The organism is Ottowia beijingensis (assembly GCF_013423955.1).
GTDB classification, from domain to species: domain Bacteria; phylum Pseudomonadota; class Gammaproteobacteria; order Burkholderiales; family Burkholderiaceae_C; genus Ottowia; species Ottowia beijingensis.
Genome location: NZ_JACCKX010000001.1, coordinates 1,705,504 through 1,727,700, shown reverse-complemented (window position 1 = coordinate 1,727,700; position 22,197 = coordinate 1,705,504). Strand labels below are relative to the sequence as shown.

General features: G+C 69.9%; 20 protein-coding genes and 4 pseudogenes. 10 read left to right on the top strand and 14 right to left on the bottom strand.

The window, feature by feature from the left end; translation table 11 throughout:
• The first annotated feature begins 79 nt into the window (after positions 1–79).
• The 3 genes and pseudogenes from tcuA to H0I39_RS08715 all read left to right on the top strand — a co-directional run bounded on the left by tcuA (position 80) and on the right by H0I39_RS08715 (position 3,653).
• On the top strand, positions 80–1,489 hold the full coding sequence (gene tcuA / locus H0I39_RS08725; protein WP_180550222.1) for an FAD-dependent tricarballylate dehydrogenase TcuA: 1,410 nt from the start codon (positions 80–82) through the stop codon (positions 1,487–1,489).
• Positions 1,476–2,651, top strand: a complete 1,176-nt coding sequence (gene tcuB / locus H0I39_RS08720) for a tricarballylate utilization 4Fe-4S protein TcuB (protein ID WP_180550221.1) — start codon at positions 1,476–1,478, stop codon at positions 2,649–2,651. Before tcuA ends, tcuB begins: the two co-directional genes overlap by 14 nt.
• A 25-nt stretch (positions 2,652–2,676) precedes the next feature.
• Positions 2,677–3,653 (top strand): annotated as a pseudogene (locus H0I39_RS08715) (Bug family tripartite tricarboxylate transporter substrate binding protein).
• 15 nt (positions 3,654–3,668) lie between these two features.
• Here H0I39_RS08715 and H0I39_RS08710 read toward each other — a convergent pair.
• The 4 genes from H0I39_RS08710 to H0I39_RS08695 all read right to left on the bottom strand — a co-directional run bounded on the left by H0I39_RS08710 (position 3,669) and on the right by H0I39_RS08695 (position 6,988).
• Positions 3,669–4,487, bottom strand: a complete 819-nt coding sequence (locus H0I39_RS08710; protein WP_180550220.1) for a M48 family metallopeptidase — start codon at positions 4,485–4,487, stop codon at positions 3,669–3,671.
• A gap of 203 nt (positions 4,488–4,690) precedes the next feature.
• Positions 4,691–4,858, bottom strand: coding sequence for a hypothetical protein (locus tag H0I39_RS08705; protein WP_180550219.1), 168 nt, complete (start codon positions 4,856–4,858; stop codon positions 4,691–4,693).
• A 19-nt stretch (positions 4,859–4,877) separates the two neighbouring features.
• Positions 4,878–6,026, bottom strand: coding sequence for a YeeE/YedE thiosulfate transporter family protein (locus H0I39_RS08700; protein ID WP_180550218.1), 1,149 nt, complete (start codon positions 6,024–6,026; stop codon positions 4,878–4,880).
• Entirely contained in the window at positions 6,023–6,988 is a 966-nt protein-coding gene (locus tag H0I39_RS08695) for a sulfurtransferase (RefSeq protein ID WP_180550217.1), read from the bottom strand. Before H0I39_RS08695 ends, H0I39_RS08700 begins: the two co-directional genes overlap by 4 nt.
• A 355-nt stretch (positions 6,989–7,343) precedes the next feature.
• Here H0I39_RS08695 and H0I39_RS08690 point away from each other — a divergent pair, with 355 nt between their 5' ends.
• Entirely contained in the window at positions 7,344–7,769 is a 426-nt protein-coding gene (locus tag H0I39_RS08690; RefSeq protein WP_180550216.1) for a hypothetical protein, read from the top strand.
• 6 nt (positions 7,770–7,775) lie between these two features.
• Here the strand turns inward: H0I39_RS08690 and uvrA are convergent, their stop codons facing one another.
• From uvrA to H0I39_RS08650, 8 genes and pseudogenes are all read right to left on the bottom strand, one after another.
• A complete protein-coding gene (uvrA, locus tag H0I39_RS08685) occupies positions 7,776–10,760 on the bottom strand; it encodes an excinuclease ABC subunit UvrA (RefSeq protein WP_180550215.1) in 2,985 nt (994 codons plus the stop codon).
• A gap of 33 nt (positions 10,761–10,793) precedes the next feature.
• On the bottom strand, positions 10,794–11,456 hold the full coding sequence (locus H0I39_RS08680; RefSeq protein ID WP_180550214.1) for a Crp/Fnr family transcriptional regulator: 663 nt from the start codon (positions 11,454–11,456) through the stop codon (positions 10,794–10,796).
• Positions 11,457–11,537: 81 nt separating this feature from the next.
• Positions 11,538–12,140 (bottom strand): hypothetical protein, encoded by a 603-nt coding sequence (locus H0I39_RS08675; RefSeq protein ID WP_180550213.1) that lies wholly within the window; start codon positions 12,138–12,140, stop codon positions 11,538–11,540.
• Positions 12,137–12,580, bottom strand: a complete 444-nt coding sequence (gene lepB / locus H0I39_RS08670; RefSeq protein WP_180550212.1) for a signal peptidase I — start codon at positions 12,578–12,580, stop codon at positions 12,137–12,139. The genes H0I39_RS08675 and lepB overlap by 4 nt, the downstream gene beginning before the upstream one ends.
• A 19-nt stretch (positions 12,581–12,599) precedes the next feature.
• Positions 12,600–12,848 carry a DUF6448 family protein gene (locus tag H0I39_RS24690; RefSeq protein WP_180550211.1) on the bottom strand — a complete coding sequence of 83 codons (249 nt, stop codon included), beginning with the start codon at positions 12,846–12,848 and terminating at the stop codon, positions 12,600–12,602.
• The gene (locus tag H0I39_RS08660) at positions 12,791–13,192 is read right to left on the bottom strand and encodes a DUF6448 family protein (RefSeq protein WP_180550210.1); all 402 of its coding nucleotides are present in this window, start codon (positions 13,190–13,192) and stop codon (positions 12,791–12,793) included. The genes H0I39_RS24690 and H0I39_RS08660 overlap by 58 nt, the downstream gene beginning before the upstream one ends.
• Before the next feature lie 41 nt (positions 13,193–13,233).
• Positions 13,234–13,728 carry a hypothetical protein gene (locus H0I39_RS08655; protein WP_180550209.1) on the bottom strand — a complete coding sequence of 165 codons (495 nt, stop codon included), beginning with the start codon at positions 13,726–13,728 and terminating at the stop codon, positions 13,234–13,236.
• A 125-nt stretch (positions 13,729–13,853) separates the two neighbouring features.
• Positions 13,854–14,859, bottom strand: a pseudogene (locus tag H0I39_RS08650) (aldo/keto reductase).
• Positions 14,860–14,956: 97 nt separating this feature from the next.
• On the opposite strand from H0I39_RS08650, the gene H0I39_RS23205 reads away from it, so the two are divergent.
• The 3 genes from H0I39_RS23205 (at position 14,957) to H0I39_RS08640 (ending at position 17,320) form a co-directional block, all read left to right on the top strand.
• The gene (locus H0I39_RS23205) at positions 14,957–15,256 is read left to right on the top strand and encodes a LysR family transcriptional regulator (protein ID WP_307776792.1); all 300 of its coding nucleotides are present in this window, start codon (positions 14,957–14,959) and stop codon (positions 15,254–15,256) included.
• A 32-nt stretch (positions 15,257–15,288) separates the two neighbouring features.
• The gene (locus tag H0I39_RS23200) at positions 15,289–15,864 is read left to right on the top strand and encodes a LysR substrate-binding domain-containing protein (protein WP_307776884.1); all 576 of its coding nucleotides are present in this window, start codon (positions 15,289–15,291) and stop codon (positions 15,862–15,864) included.
• Between the two features lie 310 nt (positions 15,865–16,174).
• The gene (locus H0I39_RS08640) at positions 16,175–17,320 is read left to right on the top strand and encodes an MFS transporter (RefSeq protein ID WP_373368272.1); all 1,146 of its coding nucleotides are present in this window, start codon (positions 16,175–16,177) and stop codon (positions 17,318–17,320) included.
• A gap of 180 nt (positions 17,321–17,500) precedes the next feature.
• Here the strand turns inward: H0I39_RS08640 and H0I39_RS08635 are convergent.
• A pseudogene (locus H0I39_RS08635) lies at positions 17,501–18,528 on the bottom strand (chloride channel protein); the annotation flags it as partial.
• Positions 18,529–18,781: 253 nt separating this feature from the next.
• On the opposite strand from H0I39_RS08635, the pseudogene ssb reads away from it, so the two are divergent.
• Positions 18,782–19,305, top strand: a pseudogene (gene ssb / locus H0I39_RS08630) (single-stranded DNA-binding protein).
• A gap of 262 nt (positions 19,306–19,567) precedes the next feature.
• Entirely contained in the window at positions 19,568–20,404 is an 837-nt protein-coding gene (locus H0I39_RS08625) for an SAM-dependent methyltransferase (RefSeq protein ID WP_308645808.1), read from the top strand.
• 79 nt (positions 20,405–20,483) lie between these two features.
• On the opposite strand, the gene H0I39_RS08620 is transcribed toward H0I39_RS08625, so the two are convergent.
• Positions 20,484–20,873, bottom strand: a complete 390-nt coding sequence (locus H0I39_RS08620; protein ID WP_180550207.1) for a universal stress protein — start codon at positions 20,871–20,873, stop codon at positions 20,484–20,486.
• Between the two features lie 173 nt (positions 20,874–21,046).
• Here H0I39_RS08620 and H0I39_RS08615 point away from each other — a divergent pair, with 173 nt between their 5' ends.
• On the top strand, positions 21,047–22,195 hold the full coding sequence (locus H0I39_RS08615) for an ABC transporter substrate-binding protein (protein WP_180550206.1): 1,149 nt from the start codon (positions 21,047–21,049) through the stop codon (positions 22,193–22,195).
• Positions 22,196–22,197 lie beyond the last annotated feature (2 nt).

Genomic DNA, 22,197 nt, shown 5'->3' with positions numbered 1-22,197 from the left:
AGACCCGTTGCCGCGCGCCGTCTTGTGCGTGCGCGCAGCGGTGCCTACAGTTCGCCCCTGCAAACCTGAGGAGACACTCTTGGTCGATGTGCTTGTCATCGGCGGCGGCAACGCCGCGCTGTGCGCCGCGCTGATGGCGCGCGAGGCCGGCGCCAGCGTGTTGCTGCTGGAGGCGGCGCCGCGCGCATGGCGTGGCGGCAACTCAGGCCACACGCGCAACCTGCGCTGCATGCACGACGCGCCGCAGGACGTGCTGGTCGACGCCTACCCCGAAGACGAGTACTGGCAGGACCTGCTGAAGGTGACCGGCGGCCAGACCAACGAGCACCTGGCGCGCCTGGTGATCCGCCATTCCGCCACCTGCCGCGATTGGATGCGCGCGCACGGCGTGCACTTCCAGCCGCCGCTGTCGGGCGCGCTGCACGTGGCGCGCACCAACGCCTTCTTCATGGGCGGCGGCAAGGCGCTGGTCAATGCCTACTACCGCAGCGCCGAGAAGCTGGGCGTGCAGATTCGCTACGAGGCGCCGGTCGACCGCATCGAGATCGAGAACGGCCGCTTCGTCGCCGCATACGTGAAGGGCGAGCGCATCGAAGCCAGGACCTGCGTGCTGGCCGCCGGCGGCTTCGAGTCCAACCGCGACTGGCTGCGCGAAGCCTGGGGTCGCAACGAGCGCGGCGAATGGCCGGCCGACAACTTCCTGATCCGCGGCACGCGCTTCAACCAGGGTGTGCTGCTCAAGCACCTGCTGGATGACCACGGCGCCGACCGCATCGGCGACCCGACGCAGGCGCACATGGTGGCCATCGACGCGCGCGCGCCGCTGTACGACGGCGGCATCTGCACGCGCATCGACTGCGTCAGCCTGGGCGTGGTGGTGAATCGCGAGGCCGAGCGCTTCTACGACGAGGGCGAGGACTTCTGGCCCAAGCGCTACGCCATCTGGGGCCGCCTGGTGGCGCAGCAGCCGGGGCAGATCGCCTGGTCGATCATCGACGCCAAGGCCATCGGCCGCTTCATGCCGCCGGTGTTCCCCGGCGTGGTGGCCGACAGCCTGCCCGCGCTGGCGCGCAAGCTGGGGCTGGATGAGGCCACCTTCATGCGCACGCTGAACGCCTACAACGCCGCCTGCGTGCCCGGCACGTTCGACCACACCGCACTCGATGATTGCCACACGCAAGGGCTGACGCCCGCCAAGACCCACTGGGCGCGCCCCATCGACACCGCGCCGTTCTACGCCTACGCCGTGCGCCCGGGCGTGACCTTCACCTACCTCGGCCTGCACACCGACGACACGGCCGCCGTGCGCTTTGGCGACCAGCCCAGCGCCAACCTGTTCGTGGCCGGCGAGATGATGGCCGGCAATGTGCTGGGCAAGGGCTACACGGCCGGTGTCGGCATGTCTATCGGCACGGCGTTTGGCCGCATCGCCGGCGCCAATGCGGCGCGGGCAGCCATGAATCAAGGAGCATTGCATGGCCTCGCTTGAAGCCCTCGCACGCAACGCGCGCGCCCTGGCCAACGGCGAGGTGGTGCCGATGACGGCCGCCGAGACCGAGGTCGCGCGCCAGCTCACCATCTGCAACGCCTGCCGCTACTGCGAAGGCTTCTGCGCCGTGTTTCCGGCCATGACGCGCCGGCTGGAGTTCGCCAAGGCCGACGTGCACTACCTGGCCAACCTGTGCCACAACTGCGGTGCCTGCCTGCACGCCTGCCAGTACGCGCCGCCGCACGAGTTCATGGTCAACGTGCCGCAGGCCATGGCCACGGTGCGCGGCCAGACCTATGCCGACTACGCCTGGCCACCGGCGCTGGGCCGCCTGTACAAGACCAACGGGCTGATGCTGTCGGTGGCGCTGGCGCTGGGCCTGGCGCTGTTCCTGGTGCTGGCGGTGATGACCCGGGGGCCGATCTGGGGCGCGGGGCTGGGTGGCGACTTCTACGCCATCTTTCCGCACAACCTGCTCGTCGGCCTGTTCGCGCCGGTGTTCGGGTTCGCGGTGCTGGCGCTGGGCATGGGGGTGCGCGGCTTCCTGCGCCAGGTGAAGCCCGCCACCAGCGGCGCGGCGGCCAGCGGCGCCGCGGCGGCCGAGGCCACGCACGACGTGCTGCGCCTGAAGTATCTCGACGGCGGCCACGGCGACGGCTGCCACAACACAGACGACGAATACACGCTGAGCCGCCGGCGCATGCACCACTTCACGTTCTACGGCTTTCTGCTGTGCTTTGCCGCCACCAGCGTGGGCACGCTCTACCACTACCTGTTCGGCTGGCCGGCCCCGTACGACCTGCCTTCGCTGCCCAAGCTGCTGGGCGCGGTCGGTGGCGTCAGCCTGGTGATCGGCACCGTCGGCCTGTGGCGGCTGAACCGCGCGCGCCACCCGCTGCATGGCGATGCGGCGCAGAAGCCGATGGACCTGGGCTTCATCGCGTTGCTGTTCCTCGTCAGTCTCAGCGGCCTGCTGCTGTGGTGGGCACGCGGCAGCCACGCCATGGCCCTGCTGCTGTGCCTGCACCTGGGCGCGGTGATGGCGCTGTTCGCCACGCTGCCCTACGGCAAGTTCGCCCACGGTGTCTTCCGCAGCGCGGCCCTGCTGCGTTATGCGGTGGAAAAGCGCCAACCTAACCCGATCGGCCTCGGCGCCGACTGATCCGACTCACTCAAGGAGACAAGCGATGAACAAGCGTCAACTGATGCGCGGTGCCACCGCGCTGGTCTGCGCGGCCCTGGCCGGCGGCCTGGCCCAGGCACAGGACTTTCCGCCCAAGAAGCCGGTGACCCTGGTGGTGGGCTTTGCCGCCGGCGGCGCGGCCGACGCCGCGGCGCGCCTGATCGCCAAGAAGCTGGGCGAAAACGTCGGCCAGACCGTGGTGGTCGACAACAAGGCCGGCGCCGGCGGCAACATCGCGCACCAGTTCACCGCCAAGGGGCCCGCCGATGGCTCGCTGCTGCTGTTCGGCTCCATCGGCCCGCTGACCATCGCGCCGCACCTGATGAAGGTGGGCTACGACCCGTTCAAGGACTTGGCGCCGGTGTCCGGTGGCGTCAACTTCCCCAACGTGCTGGTGGTGCACAAGGGCGTGGGCGCGAAGACGTTGGCCGAGTTCGTCGCGCTGGCCAAGAAACCGGGTGCCAGGGTGGAGTTCGCCTCCACCGGCGCCGGCTCGGCCTCGCACCTGGCGGGGAGATGTTCAACCAGGCGGCGAAGGTCGACATGGTGCACGTGCCCTACAAGGGCGGCGCACCGGCGCTGCAGGATCTGCTGGGCGAGCGCATCAGCTCCTACTTTGCCGCGCCGCCCACGGCCATGCCGCACGTCGAGGCCGGCAAGCTGATTCCGCTGGCCACCACCGGGCTGAAGCGGCCCGCCTACCTGCCCAACATTCCCACCGTGGCCGAATCGGGCTACCCGGGCTTCGAGGCGCTGAACTGGTACGCCTTCGTGGCGCCGGGCAAGACGCCGGCACCGATCCTGGACCGCTGGAACACCGAGATCGTCAAGGTGCTGAACGACGCCGAAGTGAAGAAGGCGCTGGAAGGTCACGGCCTGACGCCGCAGCCGACCACGCGCGCCGAACTCACCGAGTTCATGAAGAAGGAAGACGCCAAGTGGTCCGGCATCGTCAAGAGCCGGAACATTCACGCCAACTGACGCGCTGGCGCGTCCTCAGCGCCGGGCGCGCGCCTGCTCGTAGAGCGGCAGCACGCGCGGCATGGCGTTCTGCAGCGCGGCCATGCGGTCGCCCGAGTTGGGGTGGGTGGACAGGAAGCTCGGTCCGCCGCCACCGCCCTGCTGCGCCATCTTCTGCCACAGCGTGATGGCCGCGCGCGGGTCGTAGCCGCCGCGGGCGGCCAGCTCCAGGCCGTACAGGTCGGCCTCGCTCTCCATGTGGCGCGAGAAGGGCATGTCCAGCGCCAGCTGCTTGCCCAGGCCGGCCAGCTGCTGCGCGCCTTCGCCCACGCCCAGCAGCGCGCCGCCGATGGCGATCGCCATGTCGCCGGCGGCGCTTTGCGAGATCTTCTCGCGCGTGTGCTCGCGCAGCGCGTGGGCCATCTCGTGGCCCATGATGGCGGCGATCTCGTCATCGGTCAGGCGCAGCTTGCGGATGATGCCGGTGTAGAAGGTGATCTTGCCGCCCGCCATCACGTGGGCGTTGACGGTGTCCTCGTCGATCAGCACCAGCTGCCACGGCCAGCGCGCGGCGTCGGGGCGGAAGGTGGCCACATGCGGCACCAGGCGCTGCATGACGGTGTTGACGCGGTTCCACTCGGCGCCGCTGGTGACCAGCTTGCCCTGCGCGCGCGCCTTGGTGTTCTGCTGATCGTAGTACTGCAGCGACTGCTGCATCACCTGCTCGGGCGATACCAGCAGCAGCTGCGAGCGCGCCGAGCCGCCCGAGGCGACGCTGCCGGTGGTGGTGCTGGCGCAGCCGGCGGCCAGCAGGGCGGCGGCGAGGACGGCGCTCAGGTGGGCACGGTATTTCACGGGTCACTCCTTCGTCAGGGATGTGCGCCGACACCGCCGGCGCAGGATCGGGTTGACGGCATTTTGCCTGCCGCGCGGCGTGGCGGATGTCGGACGCCGCCCTGCGTGCAGGCGCCCGCTGGTTTCAAGCCAGATTGGCCTTCAGCGCTTGCTGGGTGGGCGCTGACAGCTATCAACAAAGGAGTATTCTGCGGTGTGCCGGCTCACTTGGGCATGGCGCAGTGCCCGCCCGACACGGCCTGGCCCGAGCCGGCGGTGATCATGGGCGGCTCCAGCCGCAGGTTGACGGGATCGGACTGCGCGAAGTCCCAGGCGATGAAGCCCACGAGCAGGCCCCAGAACAGCAGGCGGCGGACGTTGGTGGCGGTCATGGTGTGTGCTGCCTTCCGATCAGAAGCCGAAGCGGCGCCGCACGCGGATGCCGATCAGCGTGCCCAGGAAGGCCATCGGCACCCAGATCCAGCCGTGCAGGCTGCCGGTGCTGATGCCGCTGACCATGGCGCCCACGTTGCAGCCAAACGCCAGGCGCGAGCTGTAGCCCATGATGAAGCCCGCCGCCAGGCCGATCAGCCATTGCTGGCCGGTCAGCGGCTTGGCGTCCTGCGGGCGCCTGGGCGCCACCCACAGCGCGCCGGCCAGGATGCCGATGTTGGTGATGCTGGTCACGTCCAGCAGCAGCGTCTGCGAAAGGCGCTGGGCGTGGCCCGGGTCGCTCCAGAAGGCGTTCTGCGCCGGGTCGAACAGGCCCAGCGCCGTGGCGCCCTTGGCTGCCCACAGGCCGAAGCCGTACACCACGCCCCAGGGCTGGCCGGCGATCAGCAGGTTGAGCGCGGCGAACAGCGCCAGCACCACCGCGCCCCACACCCAGCGGCGCGGCATGCGCCTGAGGCTGAAGCGCTGGCCGCTCCACAGCCCCACCCCCACGGCCACCACGGCCAGCGCCGCCAGCGTGGCCAGCAGCGCGCCGGTGGCGCCGAACGATTGCACCAGCCCCACCGGCTCGGTGGCGCCCAGCGCCAGCCAGCCGTTGAGGTGCACCGAGCCCAGAAAGCTGCCCAGCGCGAACAGCGGCAGGATGCCCATGTTCAGCGGCACGCCCAGGCCCGCCTTGTACAGCGTGCCCGAGCCGCAGCCGTCGGCGATCTGCATGCACAGCCCGAACACGAAGGCGCCGACCACCAGGCTGATGGAGGGCGGCCCCAGCGCGGCGTGCGTCTCGGGGAAGTGCGCCAGCATCGGCATGCTGACGGCCGCCAGCAGCGCCAGCAGGATGATCTGGCCGTACACGCCGGATGGGTCGCGCTGCTCCACCAGAATGCGCCAGCCGGTGGTGAAGCCGAAGCGCGCCGCCGCCAGCCCCCAGCCCAGGCCCACGCCCACCAGCAGCAGCAGCGCCTGGCGCGACGAGACCGACCACAGCAGCCAGCCGAACAGCGCCAGCACGACGATGGCGATGGGCAGGCGCTGCGCCCACAGGCTGGGCGCGCGCGTGGCGCCAGCGGCGACGGTCGCGCCGGGTGAAGTGACAAGCGTGCTCATGGTGCCTTGGTTCCCAGGTTGCGGTGCGACCAGCCCAGCAGCTGGTAGCGCAGTTGTGCCAGCCGGCCGGGCTCGTTGGCCATGGGCAGTGGCGTGGCGGCCTGGCTCCACTCGACCATCGAGCCGGGGTAGAGCTTCACGTCGGGCTGGCCCAGCACCTCGGACAGCACGAACCAGTCGGTGGCGGCCCAGTGGCCGGTGTTGCAGAAGGCCACGGTGGCCTGGCCGGGCCGCGCGTGCAGGGCCGCGGCCTCGCTGGCCAGCTGCGCCTTGTCCATCAGCGCGGCGCTGCCGGGCTCGAAGAACAGGTCGCTGTCGAGGTTGATGGCGCCCGGCAGCGTGCCGGCGGCCTTGGCCGCGCCGTGCGACTTGCGGCCCTGAAAGAACGGCGCCGGCCGCGAATCGACCAGCACCGCGCCCTGGCCGTGCAGGTCGCCTTTCACGTCGTCCTGCGTGGCCAGCCACTGGTGGCTGAAGCGGGGCTGCCAGCTGCTGGCGGGCACGCTGGCCGGCTGCGCCGTCACCGGCAGGCCGGCGGCCTTCCAGGCGTTCAGCCCGCCGTTGAGGATCGACAGCTCGCGCATGCCCAGGCTCTTGAGCGTCCAGTACACCCGCGCGGCCGAGCCGAAGTCGGTCGAATCGACGCCGGTGTAGACGATGACGGCGTGCGTCTCGGGCGTCAGGCCGAGCTCCTGCACCAAGGCCGTCAGCTGCTTCATCGGCGGCAGCTGGCCGGGGTTGGTGGCCGGGCCGCGCCAGCGGCCGTAGGGCGCCGACACGGACCCGGGCAGGTGCTGCAGCGCGTACGCTGGGCCTTCGCGCGTGTCGACGATGCGCACCGAGCCCGTCAGGCGCAGCGCCTGCAGCTCGGCCGGTGTCAGCAGCGGCGGCGCGGCCCAGGCCGAGGCCGCCAGCAGCGCGCCGGCCAGCCAGGTGATGAAAAACGAGATCAGGGTTCGCATGCAACCAAACCAGCAAGGCAAATAAGCAAAGCCTGATATTTTCGCCAGTCGGGGCTGGCGGCCAAATACAGTTTCGTCACATGCTTATGCCGCGGGCGCAGAAACCTGCCGTGCGCGGCGCGTGAGCCGCTGTCCGACAGCCGCGGTGCGCCCGGCCCGACGATCAGTGCCGGGGCGCGGCCTTACGCTGTGTCGAGGCGCCTCGCCGGGGTGTTGGCGTTGGAAATGCTGACGAGCTTTACCCGCGCTTCACCGGGATCCGGCGCTGGCCCCTCAACCTTGGCGGGGTGCCACGCGTTGAACAGGCCAGCGGACGCCGACCGTGGATCGGTGCCCTGCATCGAAGGAGAGCGACATGACACAGACCCCTTCCAACTCCCGTATCGCCCGCCGCGGTGTGGCTGCGGCACTGGCCGCGCTGCTGGGTGCGGGCGTGTTCGGCCTGTCGGCGCCGGCCGCCGCAGCCGATGGGCGCTACTACCGAATGCCCGATGGCTCGGTGCAGTACGTGCGCGACCGCGACCTGCCCGACTCGCGCCGTTGGCAGGACCGCCGCTGGCGCGATGACGACCGGCCGCGGCGGTGGCGCAACGACGGTTACTCCTACGGCCAGGGCCGCAACAGCGGTGAACTGGGCGATGGGCGCCGGCGCTACAACGCGCCGCGCAACAGCGGCGAGCTGGGTGACGGCCGTCGCGACTGGCGCTTCGACGACCGTGACTGGCAGCGCTCAGCACCGCGCAACGGGCGCGGATACCAGTATCCGGCCGACGGCGGCTGAAGCCCGTCAGCCTTCCAGCATTCTTTTCAGATAGCGCCCGGTGTGGCTGGCCGGGTGGGCCGCCACATCCTCGGGCGTGCCCTGCGCCACCACGGTGCCGCCGCCATCGCCGCCTTCCGGCCCCATGTCGATCAGCCAGTCGGCGGTCTTGATGACGTCGAGGTTGTGCTCGATCACGACGATGGTGTTGCCCGCGTCGCGCAGCTGGTGCAGCACCTTCAGCAGCAGTTCGATGTCGGCGAAGTGCAGGCCGGTGGTGGGCTCGTCCAGGATGTAGAGCGTGCGGCCGGTGTCGCGCTTGGACAGTTCCAGCGCCAGCTTCACGCGCTGCGCCTCGCCGCCGGAAAGCGTGGTGGCGCTCTGGCCGAGCTGGATGTAGGAAAGGCCCACGTCGAGCAGCGTCTGCAGCTTGCGCGCCAGACTGGGCTGGTCCTTGAAGAAGGCGTGGGCCTCTTCCACCGTCATCTCCAGGATCTGCGCGATGTGCCGGCCCTTCCACTGCACCTCCAGCGTCTCGCGGTTGTAGCGCTGGCCGTGGCACACGTCGCAGGGCACGTAGACGTCGGGCAGGAAGTGCATCTCCACCTTCACCACGCCGTCGCCCTGGCAGGCTTCGCAGCGGCCACCGCCGCTGGACTGCGGCACGTTGAACGAGAAGCGCCCCGGCCCGTAGCCGCGCTCGCGCGCCGTGGCGGTCTCGGCCATCAGCTCGCGGATCGGCGTGAACAGGCCGGTGTAGGTGGCCGGGTTGCTGCGCGGCGTGCGGCCGATGGGCGACTGGTCGACCGCGATCACCTTGTCGAACTGCGACAGGCCCAGGATGGCCTGGTGCGGCGCCGGCTCGGTGTGGGCGCGGTGGATGTCGCGCGCGGCGGCGGCGTACAGCGTGTCGTTGACCAGCGTGGATTTGCCCGAGCCCGACACGCCGGTCACGCAGGTGAACAGGCCCACGGGGAAGTCCACCGTCACGTTCTTCAGGCTGTGGCCGCTGGCGCCGACGATGCGGATGCGACCGTCGATTTCAGGCGTTTTAGGTGCTGAAGCTCCGTCTGACGGGCGTGAGAAGCTATCAACCTTGTAGCTTAGTCGACGTCGCTTCGGTATCTCGATGCGCCGCTCGCCACGCAGGAACTGCCCGGTCACCGAATCCCGGGCCGCCGCCACGTCGTCGAAGCGGCCCTGCGCCATCACCCGGCCGCCGTGCACGCCCGCGCCCGGCCCCATGTCGATGATGTGGTCGGCGGCACGCATCATGTCCTCGTCGTGTTCCACCACCAGCACGCTGTTGCCCAGGTCGCGCAGGTGCTGCAGCGTGCCGATCAGGCGGTCGTTGTCGCGCTGGTGCAGGCCGATGCTGGGCTCGTCCAGCACGTACATCACGCCCGTCAGGCCGCTGCCGATCTGGCTGGCCAGGCGGATGCGCTGCGCCTCGCCGCCGCTCAGCGTCTCGGCGCTGCGTTCCAGGCTCAGGTAGTTCAGGCCGACGTCGTTCAAGAACTTGAGGCGGTTGCCGATCTCGCGCACCACCTTGTCGGCGATCTCGGCCTTGGCGCCGGCGAGCTGCAGCGCGTCGAAATACGCTTTGGCTTCGCCCAGCGTGACGTGGCTGATCTCGTAGATGGCGCGGCGCTGCCCGGCCTCGCCCACGAACACGTGGCGCGCCTCCTTGCGCAGACGCGTGCCGCCGCAGGCGGTGCAGGGCTGCGTACCGCGGTAGCGCGCCAGCTCCTCGCGCACGATGGGCGAATCGGTCTCGCGGTAGCGCCGCGCCATGTTGGGCAGGATGCCCTCGAACGGGTGCTTCTTGTTCACCTTGCGGCCGGCCGAGGCGCCGCTCTCGAAGGTGTAGCTGAACTTGATCTCCTCGTCGCCCGAGCCGTGCAGGATGGCGTGGCGCACCGCCTCGGGCAGTTGCTCGAATGGCGTGTCGACGCTGAACTTGTAATGCTTGGCCAGCGATTCGATCAGCGCGAAGTAATAGCCGTTGCGCCGATCCCAGCCCTTGATGGCGCCGCTGGCCAGGCTGAGCGAAGGGAAGGCCACCACGCGTTCGGCGTCGAACACCTCCGTGGTGCCCAGGCCGTCGCAGCTGGGGCAGGCGCCGGCCGGGGCGTTGAAGGAGAACAGGCGCGGCTCCAGTTCGGCAATCGAATAACCGCACACCGGGCAGGCGAACCTGCTGTTGAACAGGTGCTCCTGGCCGCTGTCCATCTCCAGCGCGATGGCGCGCCCGTCGGCCAGCCGCAGCGCGGCCTCGAAGCTGTCGGCCAGCCGCGAGGCGATATCGGGGCGCACCTTGAGGCGGTCGATGACCACGTCGATGTCGTGCTTCTCGGCCTTCTTCAACGCGGGCAGGTCTTCCACCGCCAGCACCTGGCCACCGACGCGGAAGCGCACGTAGCCCTGCGCCTGCATCTGCTCGAACAGCTCGGTGAACTCGCCCTTCTTCTCGCGCGCCACCGGCGCGAGGATCATGATCTTCGTGTCCTCGGGCAGCGCCAGCACCGCGTCGACCATCTGGCTTACCGTCTGCACGGTGAGCGGCAGGTCGTGCTCGGGGCAGTACGGCGTGCCGGCGCGCGCGAACAGCAGGCGCAGGTAGTCGTGGATCTCGGTCACCGTGCCGACGGTGGAGCGCGGGTTGTGGCTGGTCGCCTTCTGCTCGATGGCGATGGCGGGCGACAGGCCCTCGATCAGGTCCACGTCGGGCTTGTCCATCAGCTGCAGGAACTGGCGCGCGTAGGCGCTCAGGCTTTCGACGTAGCGGCGCTGGCCTTCGGCGTATAGCGTGTCGAAGGCCAGCGACGACTTGCCCGAGCCCGACAGCCCGGTGATCACCACCAGCTGGTGCTTGGGAATGTCGAGGTCGATGTTCTTCAGGTTGTGCGTGCGGGCGCCGCGGATGGCCAGGCGCTGCGCGCGCAGGGCGGCGGCCAGCGGCGTGCCGGCCTCGGGCTCGGCGGAAATCGGGGGCTTGGAAAGATCGGTCATGACAGCGGTGCCCTGGCGCAGGGCAACCGACCATTATCGGTTTTCAGGCAAAAGATTGCAGGCGCGCCAGCCTGCCATCAGCCGCGCCGGGTGCGGCACCGTGATGGTTCGGCCGCTGACCTGCAGCAGCTCTGCCTGCTGCAATTCCTGCAGGATGCGCGAGAAATGTTCCGGCGTCAGGTTCAGGTGCGAGGCGATGGCGCGCTTGGTGGAGGGCAGGGTGACGACGAAGGGCGCTCCGGTGTCGTCGCAGCGGCGCAGCAGCCAGGCGATGAAGCGCTCGGTGCCATTGCTGAGGGCCTGCAGCGCTAGCTCCTGCACCAGGCTCTCGACGCGCCGCGACAGGCCGACGATGATGCCCCGCGCCAGCAGAGGGTTGCGCTCCAGCTCGTCGAACAGCGCCTGCTTGGGGATTTGCAGCAGCAGCGCATCGCTGGCGACTTCGGCGGTCACCACGGCGGTGTGGTCGAGAAACGCGAGCGGTTCGGCAATGCTGTGGCCGGGCCCCGCGATGCCGGTCAGCCGCTGCGCGCCTGGTGGCCCGGCGCCCAGCAGGCGAATCTGGCCGTAGACGACGACATACATGCCGCCCAGCGGCTCGCCATGGCGGAACACCTGTTCGCCGCGCTTGAATTCATGCCGCGTGGCGACAGCCGCCAGCCGCGCCAGCGTGGCCTTGTCCAGCGCGCTAAACAAGGGCAGGCGCGCCAGCAGGGTTTCAGGGGGACTTCGCGCCGGGCCATGCCCGACAGCGTACCGCGAACGCGAACGGGGGCGTCAGGCGGCCGTCTCGACCCACTCCGGCGGGCAGGCCGGGTCGGTCATCTGCTCTACCCAGCCGCTCCAGCGCTGGGCGAAGGCGCGCCGGGCAGCTTCGGTGGCCTCGGGCGCCACGGCGGCGCGCAGGAGTTGCGTCAGTTCGGCCGAACGCGGCACGGCAAAGCCCTGGCGCGTGAACTCGACCGAACGGCCGTCGTCCAGTCTGGTGAAGCGGATGTCGCCGCGCATCGGCACGCCAAAGGCCAGCAGGTCCTTGCGGCCATGGCGGCCGGCAAAGCCCTTGAAGCCGCCGGCATTGGCGGCGCCCGTCACCAGCGAGACGACGCTGGCGATCACGCCGACCACCCCGTCATCGAGCGACTCCCGCAACTCCACCCTGATCTCGCCGCGCCGTGGCGTGCCCTGCGGGTACAGGCGGGCCAGCGCGTCGCGTGTCAAGCGCCACGCGCCGGCCACGGTGGGGCAGGAGTGGCCGGTCAACTTGACGGCGTCGAGGTAGCGGTATTCGAGCGTGCCGCCCTCGGCCGAGCCGAGCGTTTCGGCCAGCGGGTCGGTCATCGTGATGGGCGGCACGGTGTCGTAGTAAGCGGGCGTGTTCATGCTGGTCTCTCTACCGCGAATGGCAAACCACGCTGCGGCCACGACCAGCCGCGGCCAATGAGGCGCCCGATGAGCGCCGCGCGGGCGATGTAGGGCTGGCGCCAGCTGCGGCTGTCGCTGGAGGCGTCGCGATGGTCGCCCAGCAGCAGGTAGTGGCCAGCGGGGACGTGAAAGGTGTCGGTAAAGACGGAACGGCTGGCGTAGGGTTCGGCCAGCGGCTGGCCGTTGATCGACACCCGTCCTGCCTCGATGGCGACGGTCTCGCCCGGCAGGCCGATGACGCGCTTGACCACGTGCCGGCCCAGCTCGCGCGAATCGACCACCACCACGTCACCGCGGCGCACCGGGGTGCGGCGCCACAGCCGGCGCGTCAGCGCCAGCGCGCCGCCGGGCAGCGTCGGGGCCATGGAGTGCGATTGCACGCGGGTGAGCCACAACATGCCGGTGATCCCTTTCCGATCAGTGGTGGTCGCCGCCATGACCGTGGTGGCCGTGCCCATGCTCGTGGTCGTGCCCTTCGGCGTATTTGAAGAAGGACACGTAGGCGTCCATGTAGGTGCGCGCGGCGGGCAGGTCGTCGTCGTCGAAGTGCTTCAGCGCGATGGCCTTGTCGAAGCGCTTTTCCAGCTCGGGCCAGCGCTCGGCGTCGATCAGGCCGCGCAGCGGCTCGATGCTGCCCTTCTCCAGCGCCTCGTCGGCGGCACGCACCTGGGCCGGGACATGGGGCCAGCCGGCTTGATGCCGTCGTAGCCCGCGCCTTCGCCGGCCCGGTGGATGCGCACCATGTTCTCCAGGAACCACTGCTCGGCCAGCGCGGCCGCTTCACCGCCCACGGCGCGCACGCGCTGGGCGCGGTCGAAGGCGGCACGCAGTTCGTCCTCGCCCTCGGGCATGACCCATTTCAGGGCGATGTTGACGTTGCCCTGGCTCAGCGCGCGGCGGCCATCGACGACGGCGGGGCCGTCAGCCGTGTCGCAGTGCGCCGAGGCGGGGCGGATGACGAGGCTGGTGATCGACGATGCCAGCGTGCGAAGGAAAGTGGTGAAGGTCATGATGGTCTCCTCAGGTGGTGGTCAGACGGGCCATGAAGCGCTCAGTGCGCGATCGGGAGGGCACGAAAGCCCGGGTGGTCGAAGTAGTGGGGGTATTGGTTGACGGCGTGCGTCACCTTCAGCAGTCCATCGACCGGCCGGGTGTCGGCGGACTTGCCGTTCAAGGCGTCGACGCCGGCGCCGATCTCGGCGATCAGGCCGTGCAGCTGGGCGTCGGCGGCGGGCTCCAGCTTGCAGTTCTCCACGATGCCGGCGACTTCGCGTTCGATCTTGCCGGCCAGTTGCTTGTATTGGGCGGCGCTGAGCTTGCCGGCGTGCGCGGCCTTCAGCTGCGGTGCAACCAGGCCCCGGATGCCATCCATGCCCTTGCGCAACGGCGCGTCGGTGGCCCATTTCTGGCCCTGGTTGAGCGTCAGCGACTGCGGCGCGCTGCCGTGGTCGTGGGCGGCGGTTTGGGCCTGGGCGTGGATCGGCGCGCCCAGCGTCATCAGCGTGACCACGGCGGTGGCCGCGAGCGTCCATTTCAGGGCTTTCATCCTCATCTCCTTGACGTCAGGCGGACATCGCCTGCATGGAACGTCGGAGGGCGGGATTCAGCGCGCGTTCCTGCGAAGCTTCCGATCCTTAGCAAACATCAAGAACGCGGCGTGTTCGGGCGCGCTCAGCGCCGCGTTTCAACGCCCGCCCAACCGGCGTCGGGATAGCGCCCGCCCTGCGCCGCGCCGGGCGCGAACACGGCTTCGATGCGCGCGGTCTGCGCCGGCGTCAGCGCCACCGCGCGGCGGCCAGGTTCTCCTCCAGCCGGGCGATCCGGCGCGTGCCAGGGATGGGGATGGCGTGCGGCTGCCGGGCCAGCATCCAGGCCAGTGCGAGTTGTGCCGGCGTCAGTCCCCACTCGCGCGCCAGTGCGCCCAGTTGCTCGACCAGCGCTGCGTTGGCCGCAGCCGCTTCGCCCTGAAAGCGCGGGTTGTTGGCGCGGAAGTCGCCCGCTTCCAGCTTGGCCGTATCGAGCGCGCCGGTCAGCATGGCGCGGCCCAGCGGGCTGTAGGCGACGAAGGCGGTGCCCAGTTCGCGGCAGGCCGGCAGCACGTCGGTCTCGGGCTCGCGCGTGAACAGCGAGTACTCGCTCTGCAGCGCGGCGATGGGGTGCACGGCGTGGGCGCGGCGCAGCGTGTCGGCGCTGACTTCGGACAGGCCGATGGCCTTCACCTTGCCCGCGCGCACCAGCTCGGCCATGGCGCCCACCACCTCCTCGATCGGCACCGCCGCATCGCGCCGGTGGCAGTAGTAAAGGTCGATCTGCTCCACGCCCAGGCGCTGAAGCGATGCCTCGCACGCGGCGCGGATGTAGGCGGGCGAGTTGTCGATGCGGCGCTCATACGTGCCGGCCTGCCGCACGATGCCGAACTTGGTGGCGATCACCATGCGCGCGCGCCGCGCGGCGCGCCTTCGGCGATGAAGCGGCCCAGCAGTTCTTCATTGGCGCCCAGGCCGTAGGTGTCGGCCGTGTCGAACAGCATCACGCCCAGCTCGACGGCGCGCGCCAGCGTGGCCAGCGATTCGGCGTCGTCGCTGGCGCCGTAGAACTCGCTCATGCCCATGCAGCCCAGCCCGATGGGGAAGACGGGCGGCAGCGTGGAACCGAGGGGGCGATGGGTGGCGGTCATGGCGGGTCCTTTTCTTCAATGAGGGTTCAGCTTACGCCGGCCGGCTGCGTTTGATAATCGCCCCGCCATTCATCGAATTGCTGAGCCACTTTCACCAATGACCTTGCCGGACGCCCCGCTGAACGAGCTGCAAGCCTTTGCCGCCGTGGCCGAGGCGGGCAGCTTTCGCGCCGCTGCCACGCGCTTGGGCGTGACGCCCTCGGCCGTCAGCCACAGCCTGCGCACGCTGGAAGCGCGCCTGGGCCTGCGCCTGCTGCACCGCACCACCCGCAGCGTGGCGCCCACCGAAGCCGGCGCGCGCCTGCTGGCCACGCTGGCGCCGGCGCTGGCCGACATCCGCCGCGCGGTGGGCGAGGCGCGCGAGGCCGCCGACACCCGCGGGGCACCCTGCGCCTGACCGCCCCGCGCACCGCCGCCCACCTGGTGCTGATGCCGCGGCTGGCGCGCTTTCTGGCCGCGCACCCCGGCATGGCGGTGGAGCTGAGCTGCGACGAGGCGCTGGTCGACATCGTGGCCGCCGGCTTCGACGCCGGCCTGCGCTTTGGCGAGAGTCTGCAGGGCGACATGGTGGCGCTGCCGGTGGGCGCGCCGCAGCGCTTTGCCGTCGTCGCCGCGCCCGCTTACCTGGCGCGCCACGGCACGCCGCGCACGCCGGCCGAGCTGATGGCGCACGCCTGCATCCGGCTGCGCTTTCCCAGTGGGCGGCTGTATGGCTGGGAGTTCGTCGCACCGGACGGGCGCGGGTTCGAGGTGCAGGTGGCGGGCGCTTTCACCGCCAACGACCAGACGGCCATGCTGCTGGCGGCCGAGGCCGGCCTGGGGCTGGCCTACGTCTACGAAGGGCAGGCCGCGCCCGCCGTGGCCGCCGGGCGGCTGGTGCGGGTGCTGCAAGACTGGCTGCCGCCGGCCGAGCAGCTGTACCTGTACCACCCCAGCCGGCGCCTGCAGCCGGCGGGTTTGCGCGCGCTGCTCGATCTGCTGCGCAGTACCGAAGATTCGGCATGAAAATGGCCTTCAGGCGTTACCAGTACTGCGCAGGAAGCTATTGAATCGGGAGTATTTCTGCGGCACACGCTGCCTGCCTTGTGAGCAACGCCCGTGCCTGCTGGTGTCACCCCAGCAGTCCTCTATCGCTCTTTTTGGATAGCTTCCAGCGCTTTCTGGACGGCGCCTGAAGCCCGATTCGATGCCTTGTCCGGCAGCTACGCGCCGATGATCGACAATACCGGGCGCGGCCCGCGGGGCCGCGTTCTGCCCGGCTTCGTTGTTCAATTCGCGTGACCGCTGCTTCCTCCTCCTCCCCGTTTCCCACCGCATGACGCCGGACGAGCGGCGCGCCAGCCTGTCGCTGGCGGGCATCTTCGCGCTGCGCATGCTGGGGCTGTTCCTGGTGCTGCCGGTGTTCGCGCTGGAGGCGGCGCGTTACCCCGGCGGCGACGACCCGGCGCTGGTGGGGCTGGCGATGGGCATCTACGGGCTGACGCAGGCCGTCATGCAGGTGCCGCTGGGGCTGGCGTCCGACCGCGTGGGGCGCAAGAAGGTCATCGTGGTCGGGCTGCTGGTGTTCGCCCTGGGCAGCGCCGTCGCGGCGCTGGCGGGCAGCGTGCAGATGCTCATCATCGGCCGCGCCATCCAGGGCGCGGGTGCGGTGTCGGCAGCGGTGACGGCGCTGCTGGCCGACCAGACGCGCGACGAGGTGCGCACCAAGGGCATGGCGCTGGTGGGCATCAGCATCGCGGCGATGTTCGCGCTGTCGCTGGTGGCGGCGCCGCCGCTGGCCGCGGTGATCGGCCTGGGCGGGCTGTTCTGGCTGACCTGCGCGCTGTCGCTGGCCGGCATCGCCGTGGTGCTGTGGTGGACGCCGGCCGAGCCGGCCAAGCACGCCGACGTGCCGCGCGGCCGCCTGGCCGACGTGTGGCTGCACCCGCACCTGTGGCGGCTGGACCTGGGCGTGTTCGTGCTGCACACGGTGCAGATGGCGATGTGGGTGGTGGTGCCCGCGCTGCTGGTGCAGGCCGGGCTGCCCAAGGCGCAGCACTGGCACGTGTACCTGCCGGCGGTGCTGGCCTCGTTCCTCATGCTGGGCGGGCTGTTCGCGGCCGAGCGGCGCGGTGCGCTGCGCGGTGCTGCGCACCGGCATCGCGCTGCTGTTTGCCGTGCAACTGGCGCTGCTGCTGCTGGCGCCGCGTGCGCCGGGGCTGTGGACGCTGGGCGCGCTGCTGTTGTTCTTCTTCATCGCCTTCAACCTGCTGGAGGCCACGCAGCCGAGCCTGATCTCGCGCCTGGCGCCAGCGCATGCGCGCGGCGCGGCACTGGGCGTCTACAACACGCTGCAGTCGCTGGGCCTGTTTGCCGGCGGCGCGCTGGGCGGCTGGCTGGTCAAGGCCGGGGCCGCAGGCGGTGCTGGTGGCAACGTCGGTGTTGGCGCTGCTGTGGCTGCTGCTGGGCTGGGGGCAGGTGATGCCGGCGTCGAAGGCATCGGCTGCGCCATCTGCTGCTCGGGCGTTCTAGCGGTGGCGTCGGGCGCCAGGCGCGCCACCAGTTGGTCGGCGATCGTTGCGTACAGCGGCCGGCTGACCATGCGCGACACCAGGCTGGCCAGCAGCGCGCAGGCCATCAGCCCCAGCACCATGGCGTAGCCGTCCACCATCTCCATCACGATGATCATGGCGGTGATGGGGGTCTGCGTCATGGCGCCCAGAAAGCCGGCCATGCCCAGCGCGATCAGCACCGTGGTGTATTCGGGCGCCAGCAGCTGCGCCACGTCGTGCCCCAGGCTGGCGCCGATCGACAGGCTGGGCGTGAACAGCCCGCCCGGCACGCCCGACCAGGCCGACAGCCAGGTGGCGACGAACTTCAGCAGCGTCCACAGCAGCGGCGCGTCGGGCGATTCGCCCGCCAGCAGCGTGCGCGTGTGCGCATGCCCGCCACCCACGGCCGTGGCCTGCGTCACCAGGCCGATCACCGCCACCGCCAGCCCGCAGGCGGCGGCAAAGCGGATCGGATGTTGGCGACGATAGGCGCTGAAGCGGTCGGTGCCGCCGAACAGCGACACGATGAGCAGCCGCGCGAACAGCCCGCCCACCAGCCCGCAAACCAGCGCCAGCGTCAGCCCCGGCAGCAGCACGCCCCATTCCACGCGCTCGATGCGGATGCGCCCGAAATACGACAGGTTGCCGAACGCCGCCACGGCCACCAGGCCGGCCATCACGATGGCGCCCAGCATCAGGCCGGACGAGCGCGTCTCCAGCCGGCGCGACAGCTCCTCGATGGCGAACACGATGCCGCCCAGCGGCGTGTTGAAGGCCGCCGCGATGCCCGCCGCGGCGCCGCCACCAGCAGCTCGCGCGCGCTGATGCCCGAGCGCGGCGACAGAAAGCGCCGCGCGGCGTACATCACGCCCGCGGCGATCTGCACCGACGGCCCCTGGCGCCCGATCGACAGCCCTGCCAGCAGCCCGCCCACCACCGCCAGCGCCTTGGCCAAGGAAATCTTTAGCGACACCAGCGCCGAGCGCGAGGACGCGTCCAGCCGCGGATCGAGCGCCGCCAGTGCCTGCGGCGGCCCCGAGCCGCCCGCGCCGGGCGCAAAGCGCGTGGTGGCCCACACGATCAGCGCCGTCAGTGCCGGTGTCCACAGCAGCGGCCACCAGCGCCCGCTGGCCTGCATCGACTTGAAGGCCTGCTCGGCCGCGTCGGCCAGCAGCGTGAACAGCACCACCGACAAGCCGGCCAGCAGCGCGAACAGGCCGACGACGAAGCGGTCGATCCAGATGCGCGGGTCGGTCACCTCGCTGCGTACCTGGTCCAGGAAATCCGGATCGTCCTTCATGCGGGGCATTCTGGCATGGGCGTTGCGGCACAATTGCCAGTTTCGTTCAGTTCAACCGCTGTTTCCCTTTTCACTTTCACAGGAACAAGCCATGGCCTCCGTCAACAAAGTCATCCTCGTCGGCAACCTGGGGCGCGACCCCGAGATGCGCACCTTTCCCAGCGGCGACCAGGTGGCCAACGTGACGCTGGCCACCACCGACAAGTGGCGCGACAAGCAAAGCGGCGAGCCGCGCGAACACACCGAATGGCACCGCCTGGTGTTCAACGGCCGCCTGGCCGAGATCGCCGGCCAGTACCTGCGCAAGGGCAGCCAGATTTACGTCGAAGGCAGCATCCGCACCCGCAAGTGGCAGGACCAGGCCACCGGCCAGGACCGCTACAGCACCGAGATCCGCGTCGACCAGATGCAGATGCTGGGCAGCCGCCAGGGCATGGGCGGCCCGTCGGACGATGGCGGTGGCGGCTACGGCGGTGGTGGTGATGGCGGTGGCTACGACGCCCCACGCCGCGCGGCGCCGCCCCGCGCGCTGCCCCTGCACCGCGCGCACCGGCGCCTGCCGCGTCAAAGCCCGGCTCGGGTTTTGACGACATGGATGACGACATCCCGTTCTGATGCTCCCCCTGAGGCGCTGACGCGCCTTCCCCTGTGGGGGACAACGCTGGCGGCCGGGGGACCCCGGCCACGGCGTTCCGGCATGGCCTGCTCCGCGGCCTTCTGAGCGGCTTGCTGCGCAGCCTGGGATGAAGTGGGCGGTCATGTTTTTATGAAACAGGCCTCCAGCGCTTGTCTATCAAGCGCGAACAGCTATCATTTTGATATGACCCACACCGTCTCCCGCCGGCACTTGCTGGGGGCCGCCGCATTCGCCCCACTCGTGGCGCGAGCGCAGGACACGGCGCCAGCCCCCATCTTCGGCCAGCCCGGCAAGGACGTCATCTGGGCGCCCACACCCGATGCCATGGTCGATCGCATGCTGCGGCTGGCGGGTCTCAGGCCGCGCGACTTCGTGATCGACCTGGGGGCGGGCGACGGCAAGATCGTCATCGCCGCCGCCAAGGCTGGCGCGCGCGGGCTGGGCATTGAATACAACCCCGAGCTGGTGACATTGGCGCGGCAGCGCGCGCAGGCGGCCGGCGTGGCCGAGCACGCGCGCTTCGAAAAGGCCGACATCTTTGAATCCGACTTCTCGCGCGCCAGCATCGTCACGCTGTACCTGCTGCCGCGCCTGAACCTGCGCCTGCGCCATCGCCTGCTGGCGCTCACGCCGGGCACGCGCGTGGTGTCGCACTCGTTCGACATGGGCGACTGGCGGCCCGACGAAGTCACCAACGCGGGCGGGGCGACGGCCTTTTTGTGGCTGGTGCCGGCGAACTTTGGCGGTGAATGGGCGCTGCGCTTTCCGCTCGCCGATGGCAGCGAGGCGCGCGGTTTGCTGGAGGTCGATCAGCGCTTTCAGCAGGTCGGCGGCGCCGCCGTGTTCCGCGATTTCACCGCCAGCCTGCGCCAGCCGCTGCTGGCCGGCGACCGCGTGCGCTTCGCGCTGACCGATGCCGAGGGCCAGCTGCGCGAGTTCGACGGCCGCATCGCCGGGCGCGAGCTGATCGGCAAGGTGACGCAAGGCGATGCGCGCGTGCCGTTTCGCGCCGACCGCACCGATGCGGCCATCCCACTCATCGGCGGCAGCGAGCCGGTGCGGCCGCCCCGCGATTGATTTTCAAGCCAAATCGGCCCCTGGCGCTTGTGTATCAAGCGCCAGCAGCTATCAAAAACAGAGTATTCGCGGATAGGGCCTAGGCCGCTTTCACGCACAGCACGGGGCACGACACCGTCATCAGAATCTCCTGCGCCGTGCTGCCCAGCAGCAGCTTGCCCACGGCGGTACGGCGGCGCAGGCCGATCACCAGCACCGACACGTCCAGGTGGTTGACCAACGCCTCGATCTCGTCGACCGTGCTCTTGCCGCGCACGAAGTGCTTGAACTCGGCGGGCACCGGCAGCTTGGCCAGGCGCTCGGCCAGACGCTCGCCCTCGTAGCCGTCGACCACGCCGGTGTCGTCCTTGCCGCCCGGGCCGGCGTTGACCACCACCAGCGGTTCGTTGCGGCGGGTGGCGATTTCAATGCCTTTGTCGAGCGCGGCCTGGCCTTCGGGGCGGGCAACGTAGGCAACGAGGATGGTCATGGCGTGCGATCCTTTCTTTTCGAAATATGGGCAGGTGATGAGCTGGATGCCGCAGGCGTCCGGCCCGGCAGCACAGCGCGGCATGGCCAGGAGGGCCAAACCGTGTCGAAAGCACGGCGGAAAGCACCAGGCGCATCCTAGAATTTGAAGCAACTTATCAAGGGAGGGACTACATGCCGTCAAGAAAAGACACACTGCGGGCTGCTGCCGCCTGCGCGCTGCTGGCCTGGGCTGGCTGGTTGCACGCCGCCGAGGGCGTGACGGCCCAGCAGGTGCTGGTGGGCCAGAGCATCACGCTGCAAGGAGGCAAGAACGCCTACGGCGCGGCCGTGATGGACGGTGTGCGCACCTACCTGGACAAGATCAACGCGCAAGGCGGCGTGCATGGCCGCCAGGTGGCGCTGGGCACGTTGGACGATGACAGCCAGGCCGCCAAAGCCGAGGCGAATGCGCGCCAGCTGGTGGAAAAAGACCGGGTGTTCGTGCTGTTCGGCTCTGTTGAGGGCGGCCCCTCCACCGCCGTGATGCGTGTGGCGGTGTCGCACAAGGTGCCTTTTATCGGACCCATGGCCGGCTCACCCAGCTTGCGCGTGCCGCACCAACCCATGGTGTTCCCGGTGCGGGCCGAGCACAAGGAGGAATTCCGCGTGCTGCTGGAATACGCCAAGATGACCGGCATTCAGCGCGTGGGTTTCATGCGCGCCGATTCCGATACGGGTCAGCAGCACCTGAAGAACGTGCAGGCCCTGTGCCAGCAGCTGGGCTTGCAGTTGACGGCTGATCTGCCGTTCAAATCGGATGAGAGCGATGCGCAGATCGCCGCGCTGGCCCAGCGCCTTGGCAGCTCCAACACGCAGCTGGTGTTCAACCACGGCGGCATTGGCGTGTATGAAAAGCTGATCCGCCAGGCGCGCCAGCAGGGCGTGAAGGTGCAGTTCAGCGCCGTGAACTCAGGCGCCACCCAACTGGCGGCCAACCTGGGCCCGCTGGCGCAGGGCATGGTGGTGGCGCAAGTGGTGCCCAGCCCGTGGGAGCGCAAGACGGCCATCGCCCGCGAGTACCAGGACGACTTCAAGCAACGCCATCCCGGCAAAGCGTTTTCCTACGGCAGCCTGGAAGGCTACATCACGGCCAAGGCGCTGGTGGCGGCGCTGCGGCTGGCCGGCCCGCAGCCCACGCGCGAGAGCCTGGTGACCGGCATTGAAAAGGCGGGGCAGCTGGAGCTTTCCGGCTTGCGCAACAGCTACCGACCCGGCCAGCACTTGGGCATGCAGTTGGTGGATCTGTCGCTGGTCAACCCGCAGGGGCGCTTTGTGCATTGAGC

Excerpts from the sequence above, each read along its gene's own strand:
- tcuB (WP_180550221.1), top strand. The coding sequence starts at position 1,476 with ATGGCCTCGCTTGAAGCCCTCGCACGCAACGCGCGCGCCCTGGCCAAC.
- H0I39_RS08705 (WP_180550219.1), bottom strand. The coding sequence starts at position 4,858 with ATGACCGCCACCAACGTCCGCCGCCTGCTGTTCTGGGGCCTGCTCGTG.
- H0I39_RS08700 (WP_180550218.1), bottom strand. The coding sequence starts at position 6,026 with ATGAGCACGCTTGTCACTTCACCCGGCGCGACCGTCGCCGCTGGCGCC.
- H0I39_RS08695 (WP_180550217.1), bottom strand. The coding sequence starts at position 6,988 with ATGCGAACCCTGATCTCGTTTTTCATCACCTGGCTGGCCGGCGCGCTG.
- H0I39_RS08690 (WP_180550216.1), top strand. The coding sequence starts at position 7,344 with ATGACACAGACCCCTTCCAACTCCCGTATCGCCCGCCGCGGTGTGGCT.
- uvrA (WP_180550215.1), bottom strand. The coding sequence starts at position 10,760 with ATGACCGATCTTTCCAAGCCCCCGATTTCCGCCGAGCCCGAGGCCGGC.
- H0I39_RS08675 (WP_180550213.1), bottom strand. The coding sequence starts at position 12,140 with ATGAACACGCCCGCTTACTACGACACCGTGCCGCCCATCACGATGACC.
- lepB (WP_180550212.1), bottom strand. The coding sequence starts at position 12,580 with ATGTTGTGGCTCACCCGCGTGCAATCGCACTCCATGGCCCCGACGCTG.
- H0I39_RS08660 (WP_180550210.1), bottom strand. The coding sequence starts at position 13,192 with ATGACCTTCACCACTTTCCTTCGCACGCTGGCATCGTCGATCACCAGC.
- H0I39_RS08655 (WP_180550209.1), bottom strand. The coding sequence starts at position 13,728 with ATGAAAGCCCTGAAATGGACGCTCGCGGCCACCGCCGTGGTCACGCTG.
- H0I39_RS23205 (WP_307776792.1), top strand. The coding sequence starts at position 14,957 with ATGACCTTGCCGGACGCCCCGCTGAACGAGCTGCAAGCCTTTGCCGCC.
- H0I39_RS23200 (WP_307776884.1), top strand. The coding sequence starts at position 15,289 with ATGCCGCGGCTGGCGCGCTTTCTGGCCGCGCACCCCGGCATGGCGGTG.
- H0I39_RS08640 (WP_373368272.1), top strand. The coding sequence starts at position 16,175 with ATGACGCCGGACGAGCGGCGCGCCAGCCTGTCGCTGGCGGGCATCTTC.
- H0I39_RS08620 (WP_180550207.1), bottom strand. The coding sequence starts at position 20,873 with ATGACCATCCTCGTTGCCTACGTTGCCCGCCCCGAAGGCCAGGCCGCG.
- H0I39_RS08615 (WP_180550206.1), top strand. The coding sequence starts at position 21,047 with ATGCCGTCAAGAAAAGACACACTGCGGGCTGCTGCCGCCTGCGCGCTG.